General features: G+C 60.0%; 24 protein-coding genes. 12 read left to right on the top strand and 12 right to left on the bottom strand.

Going from position 1 to position 24,596, the window contains the following annotated elements; all coding sequences use genetic code 11:
• Window positions 1–163: 163 nt before the first annotated feature.
• The 6 genes from SO140_RS09920 to SO140_RS09895 all read right to left on the bottom strand — a co-directional run bounded on the left by SO140_RS09920 (window position 164) and on the right by SO140_RS09895 (window position 5,745).
• Entirely contained in the window at window positions 164–1,027 is an 864-nt protein-coding gene (locus tag SO140_RS09920; protein ID WP_498542582.1) for a class I SAM-dependent methyltransferase, read from the bottom strand.
• Window positions 1,028–1,159: 132 nt separating this feature from the next.
• Window positions 1,160–1,960: an SDR family NAD(P)-dependent oxidoreductase gene (locus SO140_RS09915; RefSeq protein ID WP_498542581.1), complete on the bottom strand. Its 801-nt coding sequence runs from the start codon at window positions 1,958–1,960 to the stop codon at window positions 1,160–1,162.
• 82 nt (window positions 1,961–2,042) lie between these two features.
• Window positions 2,043–2,969 (bottom strand): NmrA family NAD(P)-binding protein, encoded by a 927-nt coding sequence (locus SO140_RS09910; protein WP_498542580.1) that lies wholly within the window; start codon window positions 2,967–2,969, stop codon window positions 2,043–2,045.
• A gap of 13 nt (window positions 2,970–2,982) precedes the next feature.
• Entirely contained in the window at window positions 2,983–3,750 is a 768-nt protein-coding gene (locus SO140_RS09905) for an alpha/beta fold hydrolase (RefSeq protein WP_498542579.1), read from the bottom strand.
• A gap of 37 nt (window positions 3,751–3,787) precedes the next feature.
• Window positions 3,788–4,819, bottom strand: coding sequence for an alpha/beta fold hydrolase (locus tag SO140_RS09900; protein ID WP_498542578.1), 1,032 nt, complete (start codon window positions 4,817–4,819; stop codon window positions 3,788–3,790).
• Window positions 4,820–4,848: 29 nt separating this feature from the next.
• Window positions 4,849–5,745, bottom strand: a complete 897-nt coding sequence (locus SO140_RS09895) for an NAD(P)/FAD-dependent oxidoreductase (protein ID WP_498542577.1) — start codon at window positions 5,743–5,745, stop codon at window positions 4,849–4,851.
• Between the two features lie 107 nt (window positions 5,746–5,852).
• Here SO140_RS09895 and SO140_RS09890 point away from each other — a divergent pair, with 107 nt between their 5' ends.
• Together SO140_RS09890 and SO140_RS09885 are read left to right on the top strand one after the other, a co-directional pair.
• A complete protein-coding gene (locus SO140_RS09890) occupies window positions 5,853–6,530 on the top strand; it encodes a TetR/AcrR family transcriptional regulator (RefSeq protein WP_498542576.1) in 678 nt (225 codons plus the stop codon).
• Between the two features lie 225 nt (window positions 6,531–6,755).
• Window positions 6,756–7,516, top strand: a protein-coding gene (locus SO140_RS09885) for an IS5 family transposase (protein ID WP_498542575.1) whose coding sequence is annotated in 2 segments (ribosomal slippage) — window positions 6,756–7,158 and window positions 7,158–7,516 — 762 coding nt in all. Because the reading frame shifts where the segments join, the coding sequence is not laid out codon by codon here.
• 472 nt (window positions 7,517–7,988) lie between these two features.
• On the opposite strand, the gene SO140_RS09880 is transcribed toward SO140_RS09885, so the two are convergent.
• The 3 genes from SO140_RS09880 to SO140_RS09870 are packed head-to-tail and all read right to left on the bottom strand — an operon-like array spanning window position 7,989 to window position 9,797.
• Window positions 7,989–8,399 (bottom strand): ubiquitination-like system serine protease family protein, encoded by a 411-nt coding sequence (locus tag SO140_RS09880; protein ID WP_498542574.1) that lies wholly within the window; start codon window positions 8,397–8,399, stop codon window positions 7,989–7,991.
• Complete coding sequence (locus SO140_RS09875; protein WP_498542573.1) at window positions 8,396–9,571, bottom strand: ThiF family adenylyltransferase; 1,176 nt, start codon at window positions 9,569–9,571, stop codon at window positions 8,396–8,398. Before SO140_RS09875 ends, SO140_RS09880 begins: the two co-directional genes overlap by 4 nt.
• Entirely contained in the window at window positions 9,546–9,797 is a 252-nt protein-coding gene (locus tag SO140_RS09870) for a multiubiquitin domain-containing protein (protein WP_498542572.1), read from the bottom strand. Before SO140_RS09870 ends, SO140_RS09875 begins: the two co-directional genes overlap by 26 nt.
• Window positions 9,798–9,992: 195 nt before the next feature.
• On the opposite strand from SO140_RS09870, the gene SO140_RS09865 reads away from it, so the two are divergent.
• Entirely contained in the window at window positions 9,993–11,057 is a 1,065-nt protein-coding gene (locus SO140_RS09865; protein ID WP_498542571.1) for a helix-turn-helix domain-containing protein, read from the top strand.
• Entirely contained in the window at window positions 11,032–11,571 is a 540-nt protein-coding gene (locus tag SO140_RS09860; RefSeq protein WP_498542570.1) for a PIN domain-containing protein, read from the top strand. Before SO140_RS09865 ends, SO140_RS09860 begins: the two co-directional genes overlap by 26 nt.
• 8 nt (window positions 11,572–11,579) lie before the next feature.
• On the opposite strand, the gene SO140_RS09855 is transcribed toward SO140_RS09860, so the two are convergent.
• Together SO140_RS09855 and SO140_RS09850 are read right to left on the bottom strand one after the other, a co-directional pair.
• Window positions 11,580–11,711, bottom strand: coding sequence for a hypothetical protein (locus SO140_RS09855; protein WP_283810581.1), 132 nt, complete (start codon window positions 11,709–11,711; stop codon window positions 11,580–11,582).
• 314 nt (window positions 11,712–12,025) lie between these two features.
• Window positions 12,026–12,592 (bottom strand): hypothetical protein, encoded by a 567-nt coding sequence (locus SO140_RS09850; protein WP_498542569.1) that lies wholly within the window; start codon window positions 12,590–12,592, stop codon window positions 12,026–12,028.
• A gap of 344 nt (window positions 12,593–12,936) precedes the next feature.
• On the opposite strand from SO140_RS09850, the gene SO140_RS09845 reads away from it, so the two are divergent.
• Both SO140_RS09845 and SO140_RS09840 read left to right on the top strand, forming a co-directional pair.
• Window positions 12,937–14,346, top strand: a complete 1,410-nt coding sequence (locus SO140_RS09845; RefSeq protein WP_498542603.1) for a DUF2130 domain-containing protein — start codon at window positions 12,937–12,939, stop codon at window positions 14,344–14,346.
• Window positions 14,347–15,210: 864 nt separating this feature from the next.
• A complete protein-coding gene (locus tag SO140_RS09840) occupies window positions 15,211–18,063 on the top strand; it encodes a PAS domain-containing protein (protein WP_498542568.1) in 2,853 nt (950 codons plus the stop codon).
• Here the strand turns inward: SO140_RS09840 and SO140_RS09835 are convergent.
• Entirely contained in the window at window positions 18,058–18,450 is a 393-nt protein-coding gene (locus SO140_RS09835) for a response regulator transcription factor (protein WP_498542567.1), read from the bottom strand. The genes SO140_RS09840 and SO140_RS09835 overlap by 6 nt on opposite strands.
• A gap of 228 nt (window positions 18,451–18,678) precedes the next feature.
• Between SO140_RS09835 and SO140_RS09830 the strand changes: the two genes are divergently transcribed.
• The 6 genes from SO140_RS09830 to SO140_RS09805 all read left to right on the top strand — a co-directional run bounded on the left by SO140_RS09830 (window position 18,679) and on the right by SO140_RS09805 (window position 24,555).
• Complete coding sequence (locus SO140_RS09830) at window positions 18,679–19,305, top strand: response regulator transcription factor (protein ID WP_498542566.1); 627 nt, start codon at window positions 18,679–18,681, stop codon at window positions 19,303–19,305.
• A gap of 210 nt (window positions 19,306–19,515) precedes the next feature.
• Complete coding sequence (locus tag SO140_RS09825; RefSeq protein WP_498542565.1) at window positions 19,516–21,195, top strand: FUSC family protein; 1,680 nt, start codon at window positions 19,516–19,518, stop codon at window positions 21,193–21,195.
• A complete protein-coding gene (locus SO140_RS09820; RefSeq protein WP_498542564.1) occupies window positions 21,195–21,398 on the top strand; it encodes a DUF1656 domain-containing protein in 204 nt (67 codons plus the stop codon). Before SO140_RS09825 ends, SO140_RS09820 begins: the two co-directional genes overlap by 1 nt.
• A 10-nt stretch (window positions 21,399–21,408) precedes the next feature.
• Complete coding sequence (locus SO140_RS09815) at window positions 21,409–22,506, top strand: HlyD family secretion protein (RefSeq protein ID WP_498542563.1); 1,098 nt, start codon at window positions 21,409–21,411, stop codon at window positions 22,504–22,506.
• A gap of 852 nt (window positions 22,507–23,358) precedes the next feature.
• Window positions 23,359–23,742 (top strand): DUF6894 family protein, encoded by a 384-nt coding sequence (locus tag SO140_RS09810; RefSeq protein WP_498542562.1) that lies wholly within the window; start codon window positions 23,359–23,361, stop codon window positions 23,740–23,742.
• Window positions 23,743–23,781: 39 nt separating this feature from the next.
• Entirely contained in the window at window positions 23,782–24,555 is a 774-nt protein-coding gene (locus SO140_RS09805; protein ID WP_498542561.1) for an alpha/beta fold hydrolase, read from the top strand.
• Window positions 24,556–24,596 lie beyond the last annotated feature (41 nt).

Here is a 24,596-nt window from a genome sequence, read left to right as displayed (position 1 = left end):
TCATTAAGCAGCTGTGCTGCGCTCCGGGGTCTTGGCATCAAATGCGCGGTCGCAACCACAACCGGCCGCGGCGGTTCGGCTTTTTGCGCCACGGTATCCTTGCACCCGGCCAGCGCAGCTGCCATCAAGGCCAGCGAGAGGCCTTTCTCCCTGCTAATCGCCATCAGCTTGCGGGATTGCGCGCCGTGACGATCCACGTCGCGCTGTCGATCATCACTGACCGCTCGCCGGCGCGGCCCGCGAAGGCGGCACGAATCGCGGCCGAGGCGCGGGCGCGGATGTCGTCGGGCTGATCAGCGAGCGCGCGCGACAGCGGGCCGACCTCGAACGTCATCTTGACCGCGTTGTCGATCGCCGCGTCCCGCGTCGCGCCCTCGCCAAACGCGACGGAAACGTCGAATGGCTCGATAGCAATATCGGTGAAGCCGGCCGCCGTCAGGATGCGACCCACCCGCCCCCGGTCGCCGAAGGAAAATGGACCGGGCGCTTCGGGATCGGGCGGCGCCATTGGCGGGACGATGCCTTTGATTGCGCCCATCGGCAGGCCCACCCAATCGTTTTCGGCTACGCCGCGCCAGCAGACGAACGCGACCCGCCCGCCCGGCTTGAGCGCGCGGCGCATATGGGCGAACGCCGCTGTCGGATCGGCGAAGAACATCACCCCGAAACGCGAGAACAGGATGTCGAACGCCCCCTCAGGCAGCTCGGCGCTGCTGGCGTCGGCCACGCGGAACAGGGCCGGCGTATCCTGTGGCGCAAGCGCGCGCGCTCGGGCGATCAGCGGTTCGGATATGTCCACGCCCAGCACTTGGCCCCCCGCGCCGACGCGGTCGGCAAGAGCCAAAGTCGACGCGCCCGTGCCGCAGCCGACGTCGAGCACACGCTCGCCCGCCGCGGGCGCGGCGGCTTCGATCGCGGCCTGGCCGAACACCGCCAGCCTCGCGTCGAGCCGGGCCTGGTGGGCGACCCACCGCTCCCCGCTTTCACCATTCCAGTCGGGGACCCGATCAGCATTGTGCTCTGCCATGACATATCCTTGTCTGCACCGTTCTTGACTAACCTGTCCAATGCCAAAGCGCGCATCGTCTCCAGCGTGCTGCGCGGGCGAACAGGATGAAGCGATCCATTCAATGAACCCCACACGCCGGCGCGCCAGGAGTTAAGCGTCCACTATTCTTTTCAACGTGGCCCTTTGCATTGACCGAGGCGTCAGACGATTTGAAAAGGCTATTATCTTGTTCAACAGGCCCGCGACTACCATTGCCTTTCCTTGCAACAACGCCCGAATACCGCTCGCGGCGACCGGACGAGGTTTCATGGTGAGGAAGCGCAGCAAGGCCGATGTGCTTGCGCCGGCTGCTGCATCGAAGCCCGTCGCGGTGAGCCCCGGGCAGAGAGTGGTAACAACCACACCATGCGGGCGGAGTTCGTTATGCAGGGCCTCGCCGAGGGCGAGTACATATGCCTTGGTCGCCGCATAGGCCGCGTAGCTGGGAACGGCTTGGAAGGCCATGAGGCTGGCGACGAGAAGCATATGTCCAGATCGCCGCTTGGCCATATCGCGGCCGAACAGGTAGGTCAGCTCTGAGAGCGTCGTAATGTTGAGCTGGATCATGTCTGTCGTGCTTTCGATCGGCGTGTCCAATAAAGCGCCGTGCAAGCCGTATCCGGCATTGTTCAGCAAGATGTTGATCGTCACCGACATCGCATCGAGATTGCTTTTCAGGCGGCTGGCCGCGCCCGGCGCGGCAAGATCGATCGCCTCGACCAGCACCTCCACCCCGTATTTGCGGCGGAGATCGGCGGCAAGCTTTTCCATCGGCTCCTGCCGTCGGGCCGCCAATACGAGATTGACTTTCTGCGCAGCCGATAGATCTGCGAATTCAAGACCGAGGCCGCTCGACGCCCCTGTGATCAAAGCCCATTTTGCGGCGAAGCTGTTCATTGGTTCTTCCGACATCGTTCTCTTCCTCACCAGCAATCCTGCCTCGAGCTACCGCCGGGGACTTCCGAGACGATGCAGTTCGTCCGGCCTACAAGCATTACGGCTTGCGCGCGTCTACCTTTAGAAAGTCGTTCTGATGCGCGCGCACGAAGTCCTCGATCGACATCGGCGGCACACCGGTCAGCAGCTCCACGTCGTCCGAGGACCGGTCGTATCGGCCGTCCCGGTGCAGAAGTGCCATTGACTCCAGATGCGCGAGCACATGATCGGTTGCGCCAAAGGACCGCAGGCTCTCCAGCCACGGTTCGAGCGGAATGTTCATATAGGTGATCGGACGCCCCAGGACCCTCGTGAAGTCTTCGGCGACTTCGCGAAGAGTCTCCGCACGGGGCCCGGTCAGCTCGTACACCTTTCCAAGGTGAGGCTCGGGATTCGCCAACACCTCCGTCACGCACCGCGCAACGTCGTGGGTGGCGATTGGCGACGTCTTTGCCTCTCCGAAGGGCAACATCAGCGCGTCCCGGGTGGTGACCGTCGGAACGGCAAATCGCCAGAAGAACGCGTCCATGAAGGCGGTCGGACGCATCGTGACCACCGGCAAGCCGCTCCACCGCAAGACCTGCTCGGCCAGCCAGTGCTGCCTGTGCTGCGGGCTGCGCGCGCTCTGGCGGATATTCATCTCCGAGACCGTCATCTGCGACATGTTGACGAACGCTTCGACGCCATGATGCTCGGCAACCACCGCCACGTTCGTCGTCGCCTCGAGATACTTGTCGCCGGCCGACAAGCTGAAGTACATGCGCTTGCAACCATCCATGGCGCGGTGCACGTCGTTCAGGTCGAGCAGGTCTCCGACGATCACCTCGGCGCCAAGTGCCCGCAGCGATTCCGCCCGGCCGTCATCCTGGCGGACCATGGCGCGCACCTTCAGCCCGCGCTCCAGCAGAAATTTCGTCACGCTCGGTCCGATCGCTCCAACTTGGCCAGCGGCACCGGTGACGAGGATAGGGAGGGAGTGTTTCATGACAGGGTTTCCTTCAGATCGATACCGGCGATGCCACCATGTCGGCGTGAATTGCCTCGACGACCGCGGCGGGGTGGGTCAGCGGGATCATGTGTGCAGCTCCGGGGACAACGACCGTGCGGGCGTCGAACGCCCCCGCAAGCAGACGGCTCACCGACCGCGGAGCGGCCGACGTTCGCTCGCCGACGAGGACCAATGTCGGCGCCGCGGTCGAGGTGAACTCGGCGAGCGTGGTCCGATCGGCTGCGCTGGCGATCATCTCGAGCCGCAGCCGCGGTACCAGGCTTGCAACCAGCGCACGCCCCTTCTCGCCCAGCGCGTTCCATGAACCGGCGCCGCCCCAGTGCTCCACCAACAGGCGGGCGGCCGCATCGTGATCCGGGAGCGCGCGCATGAACCGATCGCAAAGGGTCTGCCCCTCGCGCAGGGCGTCTTCCTCCCCGGGCACGCGCAGCACGCTGACGATAACAGGATCGACCAACGTGAGCCGCGCCACGCGAGACCCTACGGCCAGCCGAAGGTGAAGTCCGAAAAATGCGCCGATCGAGTGGGTGACGAGGTGGAACGCGCCGACGCCCTGCATGTCGAGCCAGCCGCGCAGGTGGGCCACCTCGTCCTTTAGCTGCCACGCCTCGCTCGGTGTCGGCCACTGTCCGTAGCCGAGCATGTCGGGTACGAATACCTTGGCGCCGTGCGCCTCCAGACCCTTGCGGACCGCGGTCCAGGAGTAGGAGCCAGTGGCCGAGCCATGGAGGAGCACAATGGGAAGGTTGTCGGTCATCGGAGATCCTGAGTTCGGGAGAAGGGCATCTGTGCTCTCAAACCAGCCAGGCTTGCGGAACCTTCGCACCCAGCCACTGCGCGACGCTTGCATTGACCTCGACGGGCTTTTCTTGTGCCATCCAATGCCCTGAAGAGATCCTCTCGATCGTGAGATCGCGACAAAGCTTCTTCATCGGTTCGGTCAAGGGCGAGTTCACGCAGTCACACGTATAATCATGCTCGGCCTCCAGAAAGAGAACGGGCATGTCGAGATGGCCGTCATTCAATGCTTCGAGTGCATAGCGAGCGTTGGCTGCATGATTCATGTACAGGGAGGCCGTGCCGTAGAAGGTCGTTCGCTCGTAGGCGGAGACGTAGGCATGCAGGTCGCTCTCGGTGATGACCCGCTCATCACCAGGAACGTTCGGAGCGGCGCCCTTTCCACCGAACCAACCTCCATCACGTCGAATCTGGGACGACACCGCCGGCTTGCCTTTCCCATCGGGATCACCCGCGCGAAACAGCGTCTTGAAGGTTTGCGCGACGTTCGCCTCCATGGCGCTGGTGGCCTTCTCGAAATGCTCTTCGTAGAAGCGCTGGTACTCCCAGTTGCCGAACGGATATTCGCTTTGCGGGTACAGATCGCGATTGACCAGTCCGACGAGCACATCAAGTCCGTGCTCGAACGTCGCATAGGGTATGCACAGGTTGGCAACCGCGAGGCAACGATCCGGATGGTGGCTCGCGATGTTCCAGACGACCACCGCTCCCCAATCGTGTCCCACCCAGATCGCCTTTTCCTTACCGAGGGAGTCGAGCAGCTCGATCATGTCGGCGACAATTTCACGCTGGGCGTAGGCGTCGTGCGTGCTGTAGAGCGAGGACCTCCCATGCCCCCGCAAGTCCGGTGCGATCGCCCGGAAGCCGAGCGCACCGAAGATTGGAAGCTGATGCCGCCAGCTCAATCCAAGTTCTGGCCAGCCATGGAGGAAGATGACCGGCGTGCCTTGGCTCGGGCCGCTTGCAAAATAGAAAGTGCTGTTGCGTGAACTGCGAAAAGTGTTCTCTGTAACTTGAACCGGCGACATCGGGGATCGCTCCTCGCTGAACTGTGCTCTCAAACCACCATCGACTGCTGGGCGAAGATTCCCGCCATCGCGCCGTGCGATGATGCCAGGGTGACCGATGGCGGCGTGATGGGGTTGGCGAGGTCGCCGGCGGCGTAGATGCCGGGCATGCTGGTTTGGCGGCGCTCGTCGACCTTGAGGATGATGCCGAGGGGCGTATTGATTGTGGCGAGGCCCAGCGATTCATGCAGGCTTGCGGACGGCTTGTTGCGCGGATGCGCGAACAGGATGTCGACCGCGACATCAGGGCCGGTATCGAGCTTGACGGTGGCGTTATGGGCTCCGTGACGGGCGATCCCGGTGATCCGGCCCTCGACAACAGGTGTGTTGCGACGCTCCAGATCGGCCCGGATATCGGGCGGAATGTCGTGACCATCGGCAAAGACCGTCAACCTGTCGGTCCAATCGTGGAACAGTCTGACCTGATTGAGCGACTGCGGGCCGGACCAGACGAGGCCCCAATGCTGGCCGGCGACTTCAAAGCCGTCGCAATAGGGACACGGCACGATGGACGTGCCCCAGCTTTCCGCAAAGCCCGGAACATCAGGCATCTGGTCGACGATGCCATAGCTCAGGATCAGGCGGCGCGCCTTAAAGCGTTCGCCATCGGCAGTGACGACGGAGAAATCGTCGATAGTGCCGGAGATGCTGTCGGCCCGGGCACTGACAAACTTGATCGCGGGATAACGCGCCAACTGCTGCCTCGCCTCGGCGAGGATGTCCAGCGGCGGCTTGTGATCGTGGCCGAGCAGGCCATGCGAGTGGCCGGCGAAGCGGTTGCGCGGCAGACCGGTATCGAGAACGGTGACCTTGCGGCGGGCACGGCCGAGCTGCAGCGCGGCGGCGAGACCGGCAAAGCTGCCGCCGATGATGATGACGTCATCCATGGTGTTAGGCTCCGCTTGGAGGACAGGTTGAAATGCGCTTGCATATTTCAGATACTACATGGTATCGTAATTCATGAATTAGGATACTGTCAAGTACTGGAATTGTCGTGAGCGAAAACAGCCAAACCCGGCGCGGCCGGCCCGCCAACGAGGCGCTTGGCCAAACGATAATCGACGCCGCGAGCGAACTCTTTGTGGAGTTGGGTTTTCAAGCGACGACATTGGACAAGGTCGCCCAACGAGCGAAGATATCCAAGCTCAGCATCTATCGGCACTTCGAGAACAAGGAGGCGCTGTTCAGCGCGGCCATCGCGGCCGGGTGCAATCAGTTTACACAGACTTTTTTTGAGGGCGTGGATGGTTCGGCCGAAGATCAGCTCATGGCGGTGGGATCATCCCTGCTTCGCACGCTGTTGAGACCGGACGTCCGCAGTGTTGAGGACATGATCATGGCCGACAAAACGAATCAAAAGTCGTTAAGCAAGCTCCATTACGAAGCGCGCCCCGCCCATGTCATCGCCGAAATCGAGGCCCTGTTGCGCCAGTTGCACGCGAGGGCGCTTCTGAACGTGCCCGACCCTCTCCGATCCGCCCGATTGTTTGCCGCACTTTTCAAAGGATCCGATCTCCTGATGATCGCACGCTTCGATCAGGCGAGAGCAGAGGACAACAACGAAATCGATTTCTATTGCCGGTCGGCCGTCGCCATGTTCATGGCCGCGCACGGTGGCAACGACCACGCGGACGGACATTTGCGTGCCTCAAGGTCAAAAGACAAAACTTGAATCGTGCATGACCGCGTCGGCCAGCAGGTCAAGGCAGGCAGCCGATCATGAAAATTGACGAGTCGGCCGCAGGGTCAGAAACTTCCGCTTTGGGTCGTTTTCGACGGACTCAACGAGGGCTGTCGGTTAGCTGAAGCTTTGCCCGGAGAGCGCCGAGCCAGTGCCAGAAACGTTGCGCTTGGACCGCCCCCCATGATTCAAACTCCCAAACTGGTGAGACGAATCATGCGCTACGAACTCGCCGACTATGAATGGTTTGCCATCAAGCCGATGCTGCCAAACAAGCCTCGTGGCGTTCCTCGGGTAAACGACCGACGTGTTTTAAACGGTATCTTCTGGGTCCTGCGATCCGGGGCACCTTGGCGCGATCTACCGGATCATTTTGGCCCTTACACGACCTGCTATAACCGTTTCGTCCGCTGGCGGCGGGCTGGTGTCTGGGGCCGCATCATAGACGCACTTGCCACTGCTCATGATGCCGCTGTCCAGATGATCGACACATCTATTGTCCGCGTGCACCAGCATGGAGCCTGCGTTACGAGAAACCAGCGCCAATCGATGGGAAGGTCACGCGGCGGTTTGACGAGCAAAATTCATGCTGTGGTCGATAGCAATGGTCTACCGGTGGGTTAGCGCTGAGCCCCGGTGAGGCGCACGACGTTCGACTGGCCGGAAAACTGCTTTCTCGTCTGAAATCCGGGGCAATGTTACTCGCCGACCGTGGCTATGACGCCGACTGGATCAGAGAACTTGCGATGAAGAAGGGCGCGTGGGCCAACATCCCGCCGAAGAGCAATCGCAGCGATCCGATCTGCTTCAGCCCGTATCTCTATCGCGCTCGCAACCAAGTCGAGCGGTTCTTCAACAGGATCAAACAGTGCCGTCGCGTGGCAACTCGCTATGACAAGCTGGTAGCGAACTATCTTGCTTTCGTTCAGCTCGCCTCGATCAGGTTATGGCTTCGCGCTAATGAGTCCACGTCCTAGCCAGCTACGGCTGGCTAGTTTAGCGCGGATTGCTCAGCAGTTTCTGATGGCCTTAACAGAGCTGTTGCGCCTCTGCTGACTTGAGGCTTCTTAGTGACTGATAAGGAAATGAGAGAAAGCTTATCAGTGTAAACAGATGGCTCGCGACAGCGCCGTCTTACGATCCTGCAACCGCTGATCAGGTCAGGAAGATCCGGTACCTCGCTGCAATGGGCCAAGATCTTCCGTCAATTGAGTCGCAGTTGGCCTCATTGACGCCGGTCAGGTGCAGCGTGTGCTGGCCGGACGCACCTATAGCCTTATACATTGAGCCAACGGGCTTGATGATGCGGGTGAACGAGTCTGGCTTGCGACAAGACCAAGGCTATATCGCTCTTGAAGAAGTGTCTCGGACTGAGAACCAAACAAGCCGAGCCCTAACTGAATGTGGCCCGTCGCAAAAGCGCAAATGTGATTTTGCGACGAGGAGGGCTTATTTGCCGAAAAGCTTGCTGAGAGTGCGCACCAGCCACTGCCAGAGTTGATCGAAGATGCCGGGCGGCTGCTTCGATGCGTAATAGGCCTCGCGGCGCTGCTGTTCCGCGCGGCGGCCGGAGAGTACCTGCGCGTCGGTCCAGGCGCCAGCCCAGTCGATTCGGCCTTGATTGATGATGTAGTGCGACCGGCAAGGCAGCTGCCAGTTGCCGATCGACGGCCAGAGGCAGGGGTGACCGTCGCGTTCAGTGAAAGACCACTCTGCAGGGCCGAGCGGGGTGATGACCTTGTTGCCGCAGCCGCAGGCACAGAGATGGCCGGCCACGGAGTATTTCTCCGACACGTAGAGGATACCGGGGGAGAGGTGCTTCGGCATGTACTGCACGCGCTCAAGCTTGATCGTGTTCACGGACCCTCCTGCCGGAACAGCTTAAGCCCGGCGGTGTCAAAAAGCATGTGGAACGGCGCCTGCTTGTCCAGGTAAAAGCCGCGCACCTGCTTGTAGCGCATCACGGCGAGGCAGGCGTTCATCGCGTTGAGCTCGGAGATCTGGACCTGGGCGCGGTAGACGTCGTCGGGATGATCCGTGAGTTCAGCGAGCTGCATGTCGCGCACCGCCGCGGCCTTGTCAGCCGGGAAGTACGTGGCGCGCAGCGCCCCGGCAAGGGGGCCCTCCTTGCGGTTCAGGCCCATGCCGACGTCGATGAAGGGGATGCCCAGCTTGATCAGCAGGTCGAAGATCTCGGCGCGCGCGGAGCCTTTGTCGACGCAGACGAAAACGAAGGTCACGCCTTCAAGGTCAGCGGTCGACGAGCTGTCGATGTACTTCTGCGCGAGCTTGAGGTTGTGGCGGAAATTGTCGTAGCGCCGCTGGTAGACTTCGGCCTTGGCCTTGCCGAGGTCCTGCTCGTCGAGATGGCCGGGCGAGCGGTAGGCGTTGTGGACGAAGTAGAAGTCGCCGTCGAAGCCGCGGATCTCCTTGACCGGCGTCTTCACCATGAAGTCGAGGATGTAGCACCCAGTGCCGCCAAGGCCGATGATCGCGATGACCTCGTCCTTAAGCAGGGCGGCGAGATCTCCGATCTCGGCGCGGCTCGTCAGCGTGTCCCGGAACTTGAAGACCGAGTCGCCGACAACGTCATGGTCGACGCGGAAGGTGTAAGGATTGAAGCCATGCAGGCTCATCGCCGGTCCGCCGATCAGGTTGAGGTAGTGGGCGATCTTGGCGAAGAAGTCCGAGAAGCTACCGGACGCAGGCTTGTTGGAGAAGCTACGCTGCACAACGACGTCGGTCTTCTGCAACGTCAGCGATGCCGTGCCGCCACCCAGGTTGGGGACGGGATTGCCGTCGAGCCCGTAGGGGACCGATCCCGCGAAGAAGACCTGATGGTCCTGCTGCTGGACGCGGACCTTGTCCACGAACACGAGTTTGGTGACGATGGCTCCTACCTGGAGCGCCTTGTTGGCGTCCAGGTAGGGGATGTCGCGGACGACCAGATATTCGCTGTCATACCTCAGGGCGAAGCCCTTATCGAGGAGACAGCGGATATCGTCGTTATGATTGGCCAGTTCGATTAACACGGAATTCCATCCCGTCCTTGACCTCGACACTGCCGCCCGGCGGCAGGATCCCCTCGTGGTGTCCCTGCGTGTAGGTCACCGAGTAGGTGATCTCCGGATGCTGGGGGTAGTCGGGGTACGCTAGGGTCACGACCTGGGCGTAGGTGACCTTGCCCTTCGGCACCTCGTGGGGGGTGCCGTCGACGATGATGGTGACCGTCTTAACCTTCTCTTCCGCCTCGGCCATGGCTGAATCTCCTTCAGTTTTCCTTTGACCACGGCCCGGGACTCAGCCCTTCTGGGGTAGATTTGCCGCACACGTGACCAGGTTTCGCCAACAGGGGGTTGATACAGGTGCCGTTATGAACCTATATTTAACTCCTGGTTGATAAATTGCATGTAAAAATACAAATGTCAACCGTCCAATGGGAGAGGTATAACCATGGCGTTTGGAGAGAGGCTCCGGCTCGCGCGGTTGCGGGCCGGACTGTCCTTGGCTGCGTTGGCGGAGAATGTGACCCCGAAGGTCTCGCCGCAGGCCATCAACAAGTATGAACAGAGCGAGATGCTGCCGAGCTCCAGCGTGCTGGTCGGCTTGGCGCAGGCTTTGGGCGTGTCGCTCGACTTCCTGATGAGTAATCAGGTGGTCGCGCTCGACGGCGTGGAGTTCCGCAAACGGTCGGCCACGTCCGAGAAGGAGCGCGCGTTGGTCGAGGCCGAGGTGATCGACCATGTGGAGCGCTATCTCGCCATCGAGGACATCCTGGCGCTACCGGAGAGACCAAGCGATCTCGACGGCATCGAGCCCGCCGACATCGACGACCTGAATGCGGCTGAAGACAAGGCATCCTGGCTGCGCGACGAATGGAATCTTGGCGGCGATCCCATCCCAAGCATGGCGGCGCTGCTGGAGGAGCGAAACGTGCGCGTGATCGAGATTGACGGTCACGACGGCTTCTTCGGTCTGACCTGCCATGTCAAACGCCCTGAGGGTAAGCCGTCGATACGCGTGGTTGTCAGGCGTAATGTCAACGTCGAGCGGAATCGGTTTACGCTGGCGCACGAAGTGGGGCATGCGCTGATCGGTGAGTGCAAGGACGCGAAGCTTGAAAAGGCCATGGACCGGTTTGCGGGTGCTTTCCTCGTGCCGGCGGATCACCTCAGGAAAGAGGTCGGCACCGGTCGCACCGCCTTTGCCTACGAAGAACTCGTTCGGTTGAAGCATCTCTACGGCGTTTCGATGTGGGCGCTGCTTTATCGTCTCAAGGATGTTGGGATTATCTCAGAGGCCAACCTGAAAAACCTGTTCCGCACGCCGGCACGGGCGTGGCTGAAGGCCGAGCCCGAAGAACTCAAGACGGATGGCGAAACCGCGCGGCTGGAAAAGCCGCAGCGTTTCGAGTCGCATGTCTATCGCGCCCTGGCCGAAGGCTTCATCGCCCCGACCAAGGCTGCCACCTTGCTAAGGCGGCCGATTGCCGATGTCGAACGCGCCGTCAAAGGGTAGCAAGACGATCAGGCGCGTCGTTATCAATGACGCCTCCTGCCTGATCGATCTGCACAAGGTGGGATTGGTTGAGGTGATGCTTCAGCTGCCCTACGACTTTGTGGTCGCCTTGCCCGTTGCCTACAACGAGGTGCTCGACTTCACTGCCGCCGACTGGAAGAGCTTCTCCGGCGCCGGTCTCATTCAGGTCGATCTTGATCCCGGACAGGTTGGCCGCGCGATAGCGCACCGCTCACAACACGCCAAGCTGACGGCCGAGGACTGTTTCTCGCTGGTTCTGGCGGAAGACAACAAGGGTTCGATCCTGCTCACAGGTGACGCCGAGCTTCGCAACGTGGCAGTCAGTAAGGGTTGCGAGGTCCACGGCGTCATCTGGGTCACCGACGAGATCCATAACCGCGGCCTCCTCGCCAGCGTGAAGCTCGCTCAATGCCTTGAGGCCTGGCTCAACGATCCGTTGGTGAGGCTGCCGGTGGGCCACCTGAATACCCGGCTGCGGCTTCTGAAGAAATAACGCCAACATCAGCGCCGACGCCAACTCAGGTAGAGAATGAAGGCGAGCGCGACGACGGCAAGCGAATAGACGGCCGTCTCTCCGTTGGCAGAGGCCGATAGGCCGAAGAGACTGATCTGGAGGCTTTGCGCCGAGGGCATAGGACATCTCCTTGCCGGGCGCATGGGATCGCCCGGCGGTTTTACACGCCTTGGGCGATCTCTGGTTACGCAGTCATTCCACCACTGCGATGGGCGATTAATCCGCCCCGTCAGAAATCGTATGAAACTCCAATTAGCCCGTAGTCTGGGCTCCGTTTGCGATCTGCTCGAATTCGCATTGGCGAAGGCCTACGGAAAGACCTCTCCCCTCCGCGGGGAAGCCCTGTGCCGCGGGTAGTGCGCAGTAGCGAGAGCTGCTCATTAGGTGCGGAAGAGCGAAGCGATTCGCAAGAGGGGCTAGAGCCGCGACGCGGTCACAGCAAGGCTTTAAAGAAAGCCAGCGCAGCCGTGACGAGAACGCCCAGGGCAACGAGAAGGCCTTTATCGTGTTCAGCAATGCGCCTGGAGACGAACTCGAGGGCGGACAATGGAAGCAGTAACGCGGCGACGACCAGGACCGTCGTTGCCAGAAAGAATTGCTTCATCGCAATGATCACGCCGGTCAACGACACGCCAGCAATAGCACCGGTCAGCGCGACGATTTCAGCGTCCTTCCAATCTAGAGCCCCCTCGCACGCGAAAAGCAGTCCGCCCAAGAAGGCGGCGCCGTTCGGTATCAGAAACAACGCAAAAATCGCCATCCAGAGCGGCGTAATCAAAAGCATTCCCGCGGTCGCCAGGGCCGTGATGAGCGGCGTGTCTTCGCGCATGAGCTTGCCGGCGCCGCTGGACACCAGGGTTTGCCGACATTGGTCCATGGCAGACCAAGCGCGGATATTCCATAGCGAAAGGGCGCGTTGCTGGACGTCGGAAAGCAGAATGCTAAGGGTCGTCAAACAGAACGCCATCGCGCTCAGCAGCATCAGACTCTTATTCAGCATCTGAGCGACCTCCTGACGGCTGCCACTTTACAACGATTCGGCTCCAGCTAGCGGTGCGGCGCCGGGTCCCACGGGCGGTGCTAATGGTTTCGCCTCGGTGGTGGAAGCGCTCCGTTTGGTAGCGTGCGCCCACGGCTCTTGCCCCGGCATCCCCGTTCCCATCGAAAACCGTGGATTTCCCGCTGAGAATGCCCGGGAGGGTTGCGCGTAGCTTGTCATCCAGGTCGGCATGTTCTAATTTTGTTCTCACGAACGAGGGGCCGCCCGACAGCCAACCGGCTGGGTCGGGGCAACGTTTACCCTCGGCTTCAGCGGCAACAGCCGCGGTCTTTCGGACAGGAAATATGCACGAGATCATCTGTCCACACTGTGACAAGGCCTTCAAGGTCGACGAATCCGGCTATGCGGAGATTCTGAAGCAGGTCCGCGACGCCGATTTCGCACAGCAGCTCCACGAACGGTTGGAGCTGGCCGAACGTGACAAGCAGAGCGCCGTTGAATTGGCCAAGGCCCAGGTCAGCGGCGATATGCAGAAGACCTCAGCTGCCAAGGATGCCGAAATCCTGGAGCTGAAGTCCAAGCTTGAGGGGAGTGAGGTTGCCCAGAAGCTTGCTGTCACCGAAGCGCTCAGCGCCGTGGAAAAGGACCGTGCCAGGCTCGCGAACGCGCTGGCCGAGTCCGAGCGCGAGAAGAAGGCAGCCTCGGAGCTTGCTGAAGCGCTCCTGGCCAGCGAGCAGCACAAGATCACTGCTGCCAAAGAACAGGAAATCCAAGAGCTGAAGGCCAAGCTCCAAGCTGTCGAGCTTGAGAAGAAGCTTGCAGTGACCGAAGCGGTCGGCACCATCGAGAAAGAGCGCGATGAGCTGAAGAACGGCATCAAGCAGGTCCAGCTTGAAAAGCAACTCTCTGAGCAGTCCCTCAAAGACAAGTACGAAACCCAGATCAAGGATCGTGATGACGCGATCGAACGCCTCAAGGATATGAAGGCCCGCCTCTCAACCAAGATGGTTGGTGAGACCCTTGAGCAGCACTGCGAGACCGAGTTCAACCGGGTGCGATCGATGGCGTTTCCGCGCGCCTATTTCGAGAAAGACAACGACGCCCGGACCGGCAGCAAGGGCGATTACGTCTTCCGCGACTCGGACGAGGCCGGCACCGAGATCATCTCGATCATGTTCGAGATGAAGAACGAGAGCGATAGAACCGCGACGAAGAGCAAGAACGAGGACTTCCTTAAGGAGCTCGACAGGGATCGCACCGAGAAGGGCTGCGAATATGCCATCCTGGTCTCGTTGCTCGAACCCGACAGCGAACTCTACAACACGGGCATCGTTGACGTCTTCCACCGTTATCCGAAGATGTACGTCATCCGACCGCAGTTCTTCCTGCCGATGATTACGCTTCTACGGAACGCTGCTACCAGCTCTTTAAAATACAAGACGGAACTGGAGCTCGTTAAGGCGCAAAACATCGACATCACGCAATTCGAAACCCAGCTTGAGACGTTCAAGAACGGATTTGCCAAGAACTACGACCTCGCCTCCCGAAATTTCCAAACGGCGATCGCCGAGATCGATAAATCCATCGATCATCTGCAGAAGACCAAAGATGCCTTGATCGGGGCTGACCGCAACCTTCGCCTTGCAAACGACAAGGCGCAGGACGTGACGATCAAAAAGCTAACTCGGGGCAACCCCACGATGGCGGCGAAATTTGCGGAGCTTAAGAGCCAGCCAGCTGAAGCGGCCGAGTGAAATACGAGCCTGCTCGAAGCGGCGCACGATCTTCTAGTTAGTTCAAGCGCTATATCCTAGTCGCAGGTCGCCCATTTGGACCAGCCTTAGCCTTGGAGTCGTTCGTGGCTTAATCAATCGACTTGAACAGCATGGCTATTTCAAAGGTGTGGCTCCGACACAGCGAGAGCTTAGCGAAGGACTATTTGCCTTGATCACCGCTACGTGCCTGCCAAGGGCTGGAGTGTGAACCCATTGAATGAGCGCGAACGCGAGCGCGTGTCCAGCGAGTGGTTTCGAATGAAACACCGTTGCGCTCCTTCAACAGACGGCGGACTCTGGAGGAAGCGCCGTCCGATCCCAATTAGCCAGCTACAGGACGTTCTCGACGCCCAGTAGCTTGGTCAGTTTTCCTTCCCATCAGCGAGGACAAGGACTAGCGGTAGTGTGAGGCGCTCCAGGACTAACGCTAACAGGGCGGGTTACAGGATCATCGAGTGGTTGGCAGCAGAACTGGTTCGCGTAACCGCTCGCCGGCTTCCGCTGGCGTTTTTCCAGGCCCTTCATCCAACGACGCTCGGAGGCAGCGCCAGTCGCTTCTCGCGATGAGATCTTGCCGTTCGTGCTAAAACCGACGACGTGGGCGACTTCCTTGCCGTTGTCGATGGCCAATCGAGGCTGGGGCCGTAAGATGGTGCCCATCCCCGCCTCTCGGCATGCTGGGGATAGTCTCTACAGACTATTCCCGCGGCGGAAGCGGCCGGTCCATCGCATTAGCACTCTTCCTGCCGGACGCCTGACGGCCTATGGTTTACCCCCAGAGTGCTCATCCAATATGTGCCAGTTGAGCTCAGGCGTCCGTTTCCACCTACTGGGAGGCACGGCATGGATAAGTCCGCTAGTCGCGATACTGGTGGCACGCTGCCAAAGCACGCCAAGCACGCACCGAGTCCCACGGGTACCACCGAAACAGCAGTCGTCGATCTCGCGACCGTGCTTGAGATCACACAAGCCGTTTCCGGTGAAATGGTCCTGGAAAAGCTCGTCGACAAGCTCATGCGAACAGCCGTCGAGTACGCGGACGCCGAACGGGTGTTGTTGATCAGGCCACAAGGAGAGGATCTGGATCTGGAGGCAGAAGCAAACGTGCGCGCAGGAGATATCGTCGTGCACCTGCAGCAGCCAAGAGCACGCATCAGAGCCGAGCTACCGCTGTCGCTCATTCGACATGCAATATACACGCGAGAAACGGTGGTTTTGGATGATGTGTCGTCCCACAATGAATTTTCTATGGATCCTTACATCGTTCATCGTGGTGTCTGTTCCATTCTCTGCTTGCCATTGATCGACCAGGGCAAACTCATTGGCCTTCTCTACCTTGAAAATAGCCTGACACCGCGCGTTTTCACCCCCGAGCGCGTCTCGATATTGAAGGTCCTTGCATCGCAGGCGGCGATCTCTCTCGTGAATGCGCGGCTTTATCGAGACCTCGCGGATCGGGAAGGAACGATCCAGCGCTTGGTCGATGCCAACATCATCGGAATCGTGGTCGGCAATTTTGAGGGCCAGATTTTCGAAGCTAACGACGCGTTTCTTGGCATGCTGGGGTATGACCGAGAGGATCTGGCTTCGAACCGCTTGCGTTGGAGCAAGCTGACCGTTCCGGAATGGTGCGAGCATGACAAGCGGGCTCATGCAGAATTACGCTCGACGGGAATCGCCCGGCCTTTCGAGAAAGAATACTTTCACAAAGACGGTAGTCGCGTTCCCGTGCTTGTTGGCGGCACGCTGCTCAGTGAGGAAGGCAACAAGGCCGTCGCCTTCGTGCTCGATTTGACGGAGCGAAAGCATACCGAGAAATCGCTGCGCGAAAGCGAATATAAGCTCCGTCAGATTGTCGATGCCGTGCCAGGGCTCATTTGGTCGACGGACCCGAATGGTGCAACGACTCATGTCAGTCAGCGCCTTTTGGACTACAGTGGCTCACAATTTGAGGATCATCAGCAACGTGGTGGCTGGGAGAGATTCGTACATCCAGATGATTTGCCGGCAATCGCGAAGGCTTACTATCACGCAATTCAGACAGGAACTTCGTACCAGGGCGAGCTTCGTTGGCGGCGGGCAGACGGTAAGTTTCGTTGGCACCATGCTCGTTTCGAACCTCTTCGCGATCAACAGGGACACATCGTCCAATGGTACGGCCTGTCTATTGATGTCGATGAAGCCAAGAAGGCCGAAGATCAGCTGCGCCGCAGCGAAGCCTGGCTAAGTCTAGCACAGAGGCTGAGCCGCACCGGGAACTGGGTCTATGACCCGACCACGATGCGTTACGTCTATTGGTCGGACGAGAGCTACAGAATCTGGGGGTTCGATCCGCTGCAGGGCCTTCCAAGCCGGGACGATATGTGGAGCCGCATCCACCCGGACGATCGAGACAGAGTGTGGGAAACGGTCCAAGGGGCACTGCGCCAGAAAGCGGATTTCACCTCCGAGTTCAGGATCATATTGCCTGACGGAACGGTCAAATACATCGAAGGGACCAGCCATCACTTGTACTCGGCCCTGGGCACACTCTCGGAGGTTTTCACATCAAGCGTCGATGTGACGGAACGCAAGCAGATCGAGCAAGCCTTGCGTGATAGCGAGCAAAGCCTGCGCTCGACCATTGACGGAATACCGGCTTTCGTTGCGGTCTTGGCCCCGAACGGTGAGGTCGAGACCGTGAATCGTCAAATCATCGAGTTTTTTGGCCGGCCTCTGGAAGAGATGAAGAACTGGGCCACAAACGGATCGGTTCATCCTGATGACCTTCCCCATGTCGCTGAAATCTTCACAAAATCAATCGCTGCCGGTGTTCCCTTTGAGACCGAAACGCGCGTGAGGCGCTTCGACGGCGAATATCGATGGTTTGAGACCCGCGTCGTCCCAGTTCGCGATGAATCGGGGCGCATTACTCGTTGGTACGATCTCTTGACGGACATCGAGGATCGCACTCAAGCGCTGGCGCGGTTGCAGCAGATGCAATCAGATTTCGCCCACATGAACCGCGTGAGCACGATGGGAGAATTGGCTGCCTCGCTTTCCCACGAAATCCTTCATCCGATTGCGACTACCCGCAACAACGCTCGCGCTGGGATGCGATTTCTGGAAATGAATCCGCCGAATCTGAATGAGGTAAGGGAAGCGCTCGGCTGTATTGTGCGGGATGCTGACCGAGCCAAGGATATCGTCGGACGGATTCGCAACCAGATCAGGAAAGCGCCTCCGCGAACAGAGCGCCTTGACCTCAATGACGCAGTCAATGAGGTAATTGCCATGGTGCGAGACGCAATCGCCAAAAATGGAATCTCGGTTAGCACCCGGCTGATGGATGGCCTGGTTCCTGTTCAGGGCGATCGTGTTCAATTGCAGCAAGTACTAGTGAACCTGATCCTGAATGCGGTCGAAGCGATGAGTTCGGTTCAGGATGGGCCGCGAGAGTTGTCAATCAGAACCGGTCAAGATCAAGCCGGCAGCATCCTTGCCGCCGTGCACGACACCGGACCCGGCATTGATCCGGCAGACCTTGAGCAGGTTTTCAAGGCTTTTTACACCACAAAGACCAGCGGAGTCGGAATGGGGCTGTCGATTTGCCAGACTATCATCAGCAATCATGGGGGCCGGTTGTGGGCAAATGCTAATGAGCCTCGGGGCGCCGTGTTTCAGTTCACCCTGCCGGCAGCCCAAGACGCCTCATGAATTGTCTTCGACCGGCGGACTGAACTGCAGAGCCGAACGCAGGCATCGCTCGAGATGGTCGTCGTCCACTGGTTTGCTGAGGTAGCAAACAACCCCGTCCTTCAGCGCCCGATCCCTGATGATGTCATCGGAGTATGCAGTCACGAGGATCGTCGGGATTGCGTACCCTGTATCGACCAAATGCCTGTGCAACTCAACCCCGGTCATCCCAGGCATGTGAACGTCGGCGACCAAGCAGGCGGTTTCAGGGAGGAGAGGCGATGCGAGAAAATCGGCTGCTGAGGGAAACGTTTCGACGGTGTAGCCCAGCAACGTTACAAGTTTCCGCATTGAATCGCGAAAAGGCGTGTCGTCATCGACGATAGATATCAGCCTGCTATTTGACATTGCGACGTCCGGGCATCTCAACCATACTTGCGAGGCAACGCCCCATGCAGCATGCACGTTGCAATGTCGAGGACATTCTCCAAGAACGCAATGCCGACGCCCCTAAGCGATGGCTTAGACCTCGGGCCGTCCGCTTCGGCAACAGATACTGTTCATCCCGACAGATTGTGCGTAGAATAGCGCTGTTCCAGTGGGAAGAATGCGCTCTTGCAACGCAGGATACCGGGAATGAGCGAGGCAAATCCCAGTGTCTTGGTCATCGACGACGATTCCGAGTTTCGCGACTCGGTCGCGCGGCTGCTGCGGACAGTCGGCCTGCATACCTGCGAGTTTTCGTCCGTTTCAGATTTTCTCAAGGCCGATCCACCGGAGGGGCCTACTTGCCTGGTGCTCGACGTCAGAATGCCTGGGCGAAGCGGTCTTGAGCTTCAGCGCGACCTTGCTGCCGCAAACAGGCGGGTGCCGATCATCTTCATTACTGCGCATGCCGACGTACCGATGACTGTGCAAGCGATGAAGGGCGGCGCAATAGAGTTCCTGACAAAGCCGTTCCGTGATCAGGACCTGCTTGACGCTGTCGAGGCCGGCCTCGCTCGCGATCATTCCCGCCGGGAGAGTGAAAGGGCGCTGGCTGCCCTCAGGGAGCGCTTCGATAATCTTAGCCCTCGCGAGCGTGATATCATGCGCCATGTTGTGGCCGGTCGCCTAAATAAGCAGATTGCCAACGATATCGGCATTGCTGAATCCACCGTGAAGGTCCATCGCACCAACTTGATGCGAAAGATGAAGGCGCGCTCGCTTCCCGAGCTCAGCCGGATGGCGGACATGCTCGATATCAGACTGCAGCAGCCGTAGAGCCTGCCAGCGGACATTCGCTCCGCACGGATTCTCACCACTAAGCGATCGCTTAGCAAAGCCAACCACAAGCGAACCTCACCCCGCCTCGTGGGCAATAGAGCGCGGCTCCCCAAGCCGTCAAATGATGTCTCGGAAATCCGACGATGCAACGACAAACGAGACCTGAGAGCGGGGCATTGCCTCCGCAGCATTTGGCGAGCGATCATCATGGTGGCGACAACCGCAGGGCGGCCGTTCAGCGTGGCGAGGATTCCGGCCGGCTCATGGACTTTCGCCATCCGCGTGTGGTTGGCCACGGTTCTGGCATTGTTTGTGAGCTTTTGGCTGCAGCTTGAAGCCCCATTCACGGCGGCTGTCACTGTCGCCATTCTGGCGGAGCCTAGCCGCGGCCAGGCCCTGGACAAGGCGATCTATCGGTTGATCGCCACCGTCCTGGGGGTGACTGCCGCCATCTCCTTTACCGGGCTGTTTTCGCAGGCGAGGGACCTTTTGCTGGCGGCGGCGGCGGCTTGGCTTGGTCTCTGCGTCTTTGCAGCCAAGCTTTTGGACGGCTATCGGGCCTACGCGGCCGTACTGTCGGGCTACACCGTTGCCAACATCGCGATCCAGCAGATCGATAATCCGCAGAACGTGTTCGATGCCAGCGTGGAGCGGGGCGCTGCGATCGCGATCGGCGTCCTGTCGATCGCGGTCGTCAACATCCTGATGGGGGCTCCCGACCATCATTCGCAGATCGCCGCCCGGCTGTCGGCACTGCATCGCCGCGTGCGGGCGTACGCTGCGGCTAGGCTCCGTGGCGAGCGGGACGATCCGCGGACTTTCCTGGCCCTGTTACGGGAAATCGTGCAACTGCGTCCCGAAATTGCGAGCCTTTCGCGCGAGACCAGCAGCGGTCCCGCCAGGAGCGCCGCCGCGCGCAGCGCTGCCGTCAAACTGGTCGCCCATCTGGCGGCGGTTCGCAGTTTGAATACTGCGCTCGATATGACGCCGCGCGACCAGACCTGCGCCGCACCTGATCCAACCTCGCCATGGCAGATCAGGGAGTTGATGCGGCGGGACGAAAACGTTCTCCATGATCGCGTCGCCTTGAGATCGGCGAGATGGCCGTCCCAGTCGCGGCGCGCCCCGCTATACCGCTGTTACTGGATTGCGGCCGAATGCGCAGTGCGCGCTGCCCTATGGTTTCTCTTAGCTTCAACGGTATTCGTCTGGGCCGGCTGGTCTGCGGCAAGTGCCTCCCTGTATCTCGTCGCAGCCGTTGCGGCATTGGGCGTCACGACGCCCAACCCGCGCGGCTTCACGACGGTAGCGCTCGTCGGGGCGCCGATCGCGGTGGTGCTGGCCGGCTTGCTCGAGTTCATCGTGCTCGACGGCGCGGACGCCTTTCAGGTGCTGGCGATCGCCCTGGCTCCGTTTACTATCGGCGCGGCCCTTTTGACGACGTCGAAAAGTCCGGTGTGGGCGGGAATTGGCCGCATCAATCTGATCGCCATTCCAACCATCCTGGCGCCGAGCAATCCTCAGACCTACAACGAGCAGACATTCATCTTCACCTCCGTGTTCGTCGTCACGGCAGCGGCGGTCCTGCTCATGGCGCAACTGCTGATTCCGCCGGTTTCCAATGACAGGATCAGGATGCGGTTGCTCGCGAAGGCACGCCGCGAACTGCACGATCCGGATCCCAGCAATAGCGAGCCGGAGGAGGCCGTGTTTCGCGATGCATCGCGCATCGATCAATTCATGTCAGCCGGAGGAGCCCTGGACAGCCGGGGGCTTGCGGAAATGCTTTCCTGCTTCGACCGGTCGGTCGAGCGCCGGCTTTGCAAGGCGGCGGGCGACACCCCTGATCAGAACACCGGGCGGCTTTCGATCCGGGAGGCGATCTGATGTCACATACCTTTTCCGAGTTGATCATCGGAGGCGTTCTAGTCGCGCCGTTCGTAAGCTATCTGCTCGCGTCTCTGGCCGTCATCATCGTACTTCGGCCGCTTCTGCATCTCGTCGGATTTGCGCGAGCGTTCAGTAACGCCCGGATCGCAGAGCTTGGTCTATATGTGACAATTCTGGGCTTGTTGATGTTGTCATTCTGAGGAGGACGCCATGGACGCCACCTTTCGCGATGAAGTTACCCCGCAGGAAGCGACCCAGGCCGGGAGCGCTGTCGCTTCGTCGTTGATGGCGCCGCCCAAGGCTCCGTTGAAGCGTCGAAGGGAGGCCACGCGAAGCCTTCGATTGCTGGCGCGCAAGCTGGCCACCATGGCCATGGTGGTCATTGCAGTCGGGGTTACCCTTGTTGCCTGGAACCTCTATAACGCTGCGCCCTGGACCCGCGACGGCAGCGTGCGGGTTCAGGTGGCCAATGTGGCGCCCCAGGTTTCCGGTCAGATCGCCGAACTGCGCGTAGTCGACAACCAGTACGTTCACAAGGGTGACGTTCTCTATGTGATCGATCCGTTCGATTTCAAGGTTACGCTGAACGCCAACAAGGCCGCGCTGGAGCAAAAGATTGCGGATCGGGACGTCAGGAAATTGCAGGCCGAGCGGCGCCAGCACTTGTCCGATCTTGCGGCGAGCATCGAGGAAAAGCAGACTTATCAGGGAAATGCCCTTGAGGCCGATGCAGCCGTCGCCGCGGCTCAGGAGCAGGTGGCGCAGGCAAACGTCAACCTGCAGCGTACCGAGATACGCAGCCCAGTGAATGGTGTCGTCACCAATCTCCTGCTGCGTGCAGGCGACTACGCGGCCCAGGGGAGCAGCAACCTTTCCATCATCGACACCGACAGTTTCTGGATCGACGGGTATTTCGAGGAAACCAAGCTGGCGCGGCTATGCGTGGGTGACCGCGCCGAGGCGAAGCTGTTGGGCTATTCCTCGCCGATCATAGGGCACGTGGCAACAGTGACCCGTGGCGTGAGCGTATCCAATGCGGCAGCCGCGACCCAAGGCTTGCCCAATGTCAATCCCGTCTACACTTGGGTGCGTTTGGCGCAGCGGGTGCCAGTCCGCATCGCGATCGATAAGGTGTCGCCCGGAGTACCACTGGTATCCGGTCTGACCGCGACGGTCACGATCCGGAACGGTCGAGATAGCGATAGCAAACCACTCTTTCGTCGACTGGTCGCCAACCTTGAGGAGAGCATTTCGGGATTGTTCGGTGGAGGCGCCGCTCGACCCGGCTGCATTCCCAACCCATCATGATTCAGAATGATTCGAAAGCTCTGTCTAATCTGTTAGTTACCGTTCCTGGCTGGCGTCGCCCGCCCTCGTTCGCCCGACAAGCATCAGAGTTCAGCGGAATCGCTCGTGGGCGCAGCACCTGCGGGACTTAGCGCAATTGCACGAGCGGCCGACGCTTCGCACCTGTGTTCGCCATCGGCATTCTCAGTTCACATAACGTTTCGAGCTAACGCGCCAGGGACCAGGCGAGGGCTCGTGCGCGATCGAGTTTGATCGCCGTTGTATTGCTAAGCCGGAGCTTAGCCACCTCGACTACTGCCTTAGCTGGAACGACCCGCGTTCAATAGAAGATATCATGCAGACCTGTAACCTTCTCATAACAACGCGCCTTGCGGAGCTTGCTTATGAGAAGGGTCACTACTCTCATCGCTATCGCGTCGATTAGTGCGTCCGCAGCTCTCGCGCTTGCGGCGGAGTTCCCGTCAAGCCAGGAGATCGCGACCTTTCGAGTGAGCTGGGCGACACAGCCTGGTCTCTCTACGGATCTGGTCGAGACCAACAAGACTTGCCTTGCGTACCTGGCCTCCTTCTATGAGCCCAGGACGCTGCGACAAGCAGCTGCAAATTGTTCGGTCACTGAACAATACTTCGCTGCTGTTAATTTTGAGATAGACGCATCTGACGACCTGCTGGCCGCCAAGTGCGGCAATTTCGCAACCCGCGAGGTGAACAGATGATCATCTCCTCTCTCACGATGTTCTGGATTTGGTTGCAAATCGCTTTTGCGTCATCCCGCTTGCCTTGCCGCGCTTCGGGGCAACTGAAACGGCTGACGTCTTCGTTGCCAACCGCTCTGTCTGAAGGAGACCTAACATGACGCGGGTCTATTTCCACTGCTCCAATGCAAAAGAGGTCTTGATCGATCGCTGTGGCGCTGCGGTAAACAACCTCACTGAGGCGCGCGATCGGGCGGCCTGCATCGCGCGATCTCTTACAGCAGCACGCAGCCTCGAACAGTGGCGCAGTTGGCTTTTGCACGTAAACGATGACCTCGGTCGTGAGCTCTTCGTCGTCCCATTCGCTTTTGTGATCGATAATCCGAATTGCGGTCGCGACAGCAAATCTAGCATGTCAGGACCGGAATGCGCTCGTGGGGCCCTGGCGGAAGAGCTGACGGCGTCCATGGCGGAGTTCTCACCCGATGTCGATGTGCTGTTTCGCGACGCTTCCAAATCCGCGCCACCATCGAGCCAATAAGTCGCTTTTGTTACCACCCACAGATCAAAGGAGAGACCCATGATCAACAGACGGACATTTTCGACAGCCTTGCTCGCGGCCGCCGCGGCATCGATGACAACGCCCCAAAGCATGGCTGCGAGCATCTCTCCGCAGAAGGCGCGCAACATCGTGCTGGTGCACGGGCTGTTCGCCGACGGCTCGTGCTGGACCGAAGTGATCGCGCGGCTGCAGGCTGCGGGCCTGAACGCGACCTCTGTGCAGAACCCGCTGACGACGCTGCCTGAAGCAGTCGCTTCGGCCGAGCGTGTGCTGGCACGGCAGGACGGCCCGACGGTTCTGGTTGGCCACTCCTTCTCAGGAATGATCGTAACTGAGGCCGGCATGCATCCGAACGTGTCGGCTCTCGTCTACGTGGCGGCGCGAGCGCCGGATGCGGGCGAAGATTACACAGCACTGGCCAAGACCTATTCGGCGCCACCGGCCAGCGCCGGCATCGTGTTCGACGGCGATGTGGGACGGTTGTCCGAGGAGGCATTCTTGCGCGATTTCGCGGGCGATCTTCCGGAGGCGAAGGCGAAGGTCCTCTATGCGGTCCAGGAGCCGTTCCACAAGGCGCTGCTCGCAGGCAAGACGACGCATGCGGCCTGGCGATCGAAGCCGAGTTTCTATGCCGTCTCGACGGAAGACCGGACGATCAACCCGGATCTCGAACGCTTCATGGCCAAGCGCATGGGCGCGAAGACCATCGAAGTGAAGGCAAGCCACCTTTCACTGATTTCGGAGCCCGACACGATCACAAAGTTAATCCTCGAGGCGGCAGGACACGGCTGAAAAATTAATAAGCCCCCGCGAAAGTCATAACGGAGAGCAGA

This window comes from Bradyrhizobium sp. UFLA05-108, from assembly GCF_059803455.1.
The sequence above is the reverse complement of the archived record's forward strand: the minus strand, read 5'-3'. Positions and strand labels throughout refer to the sequence as shown.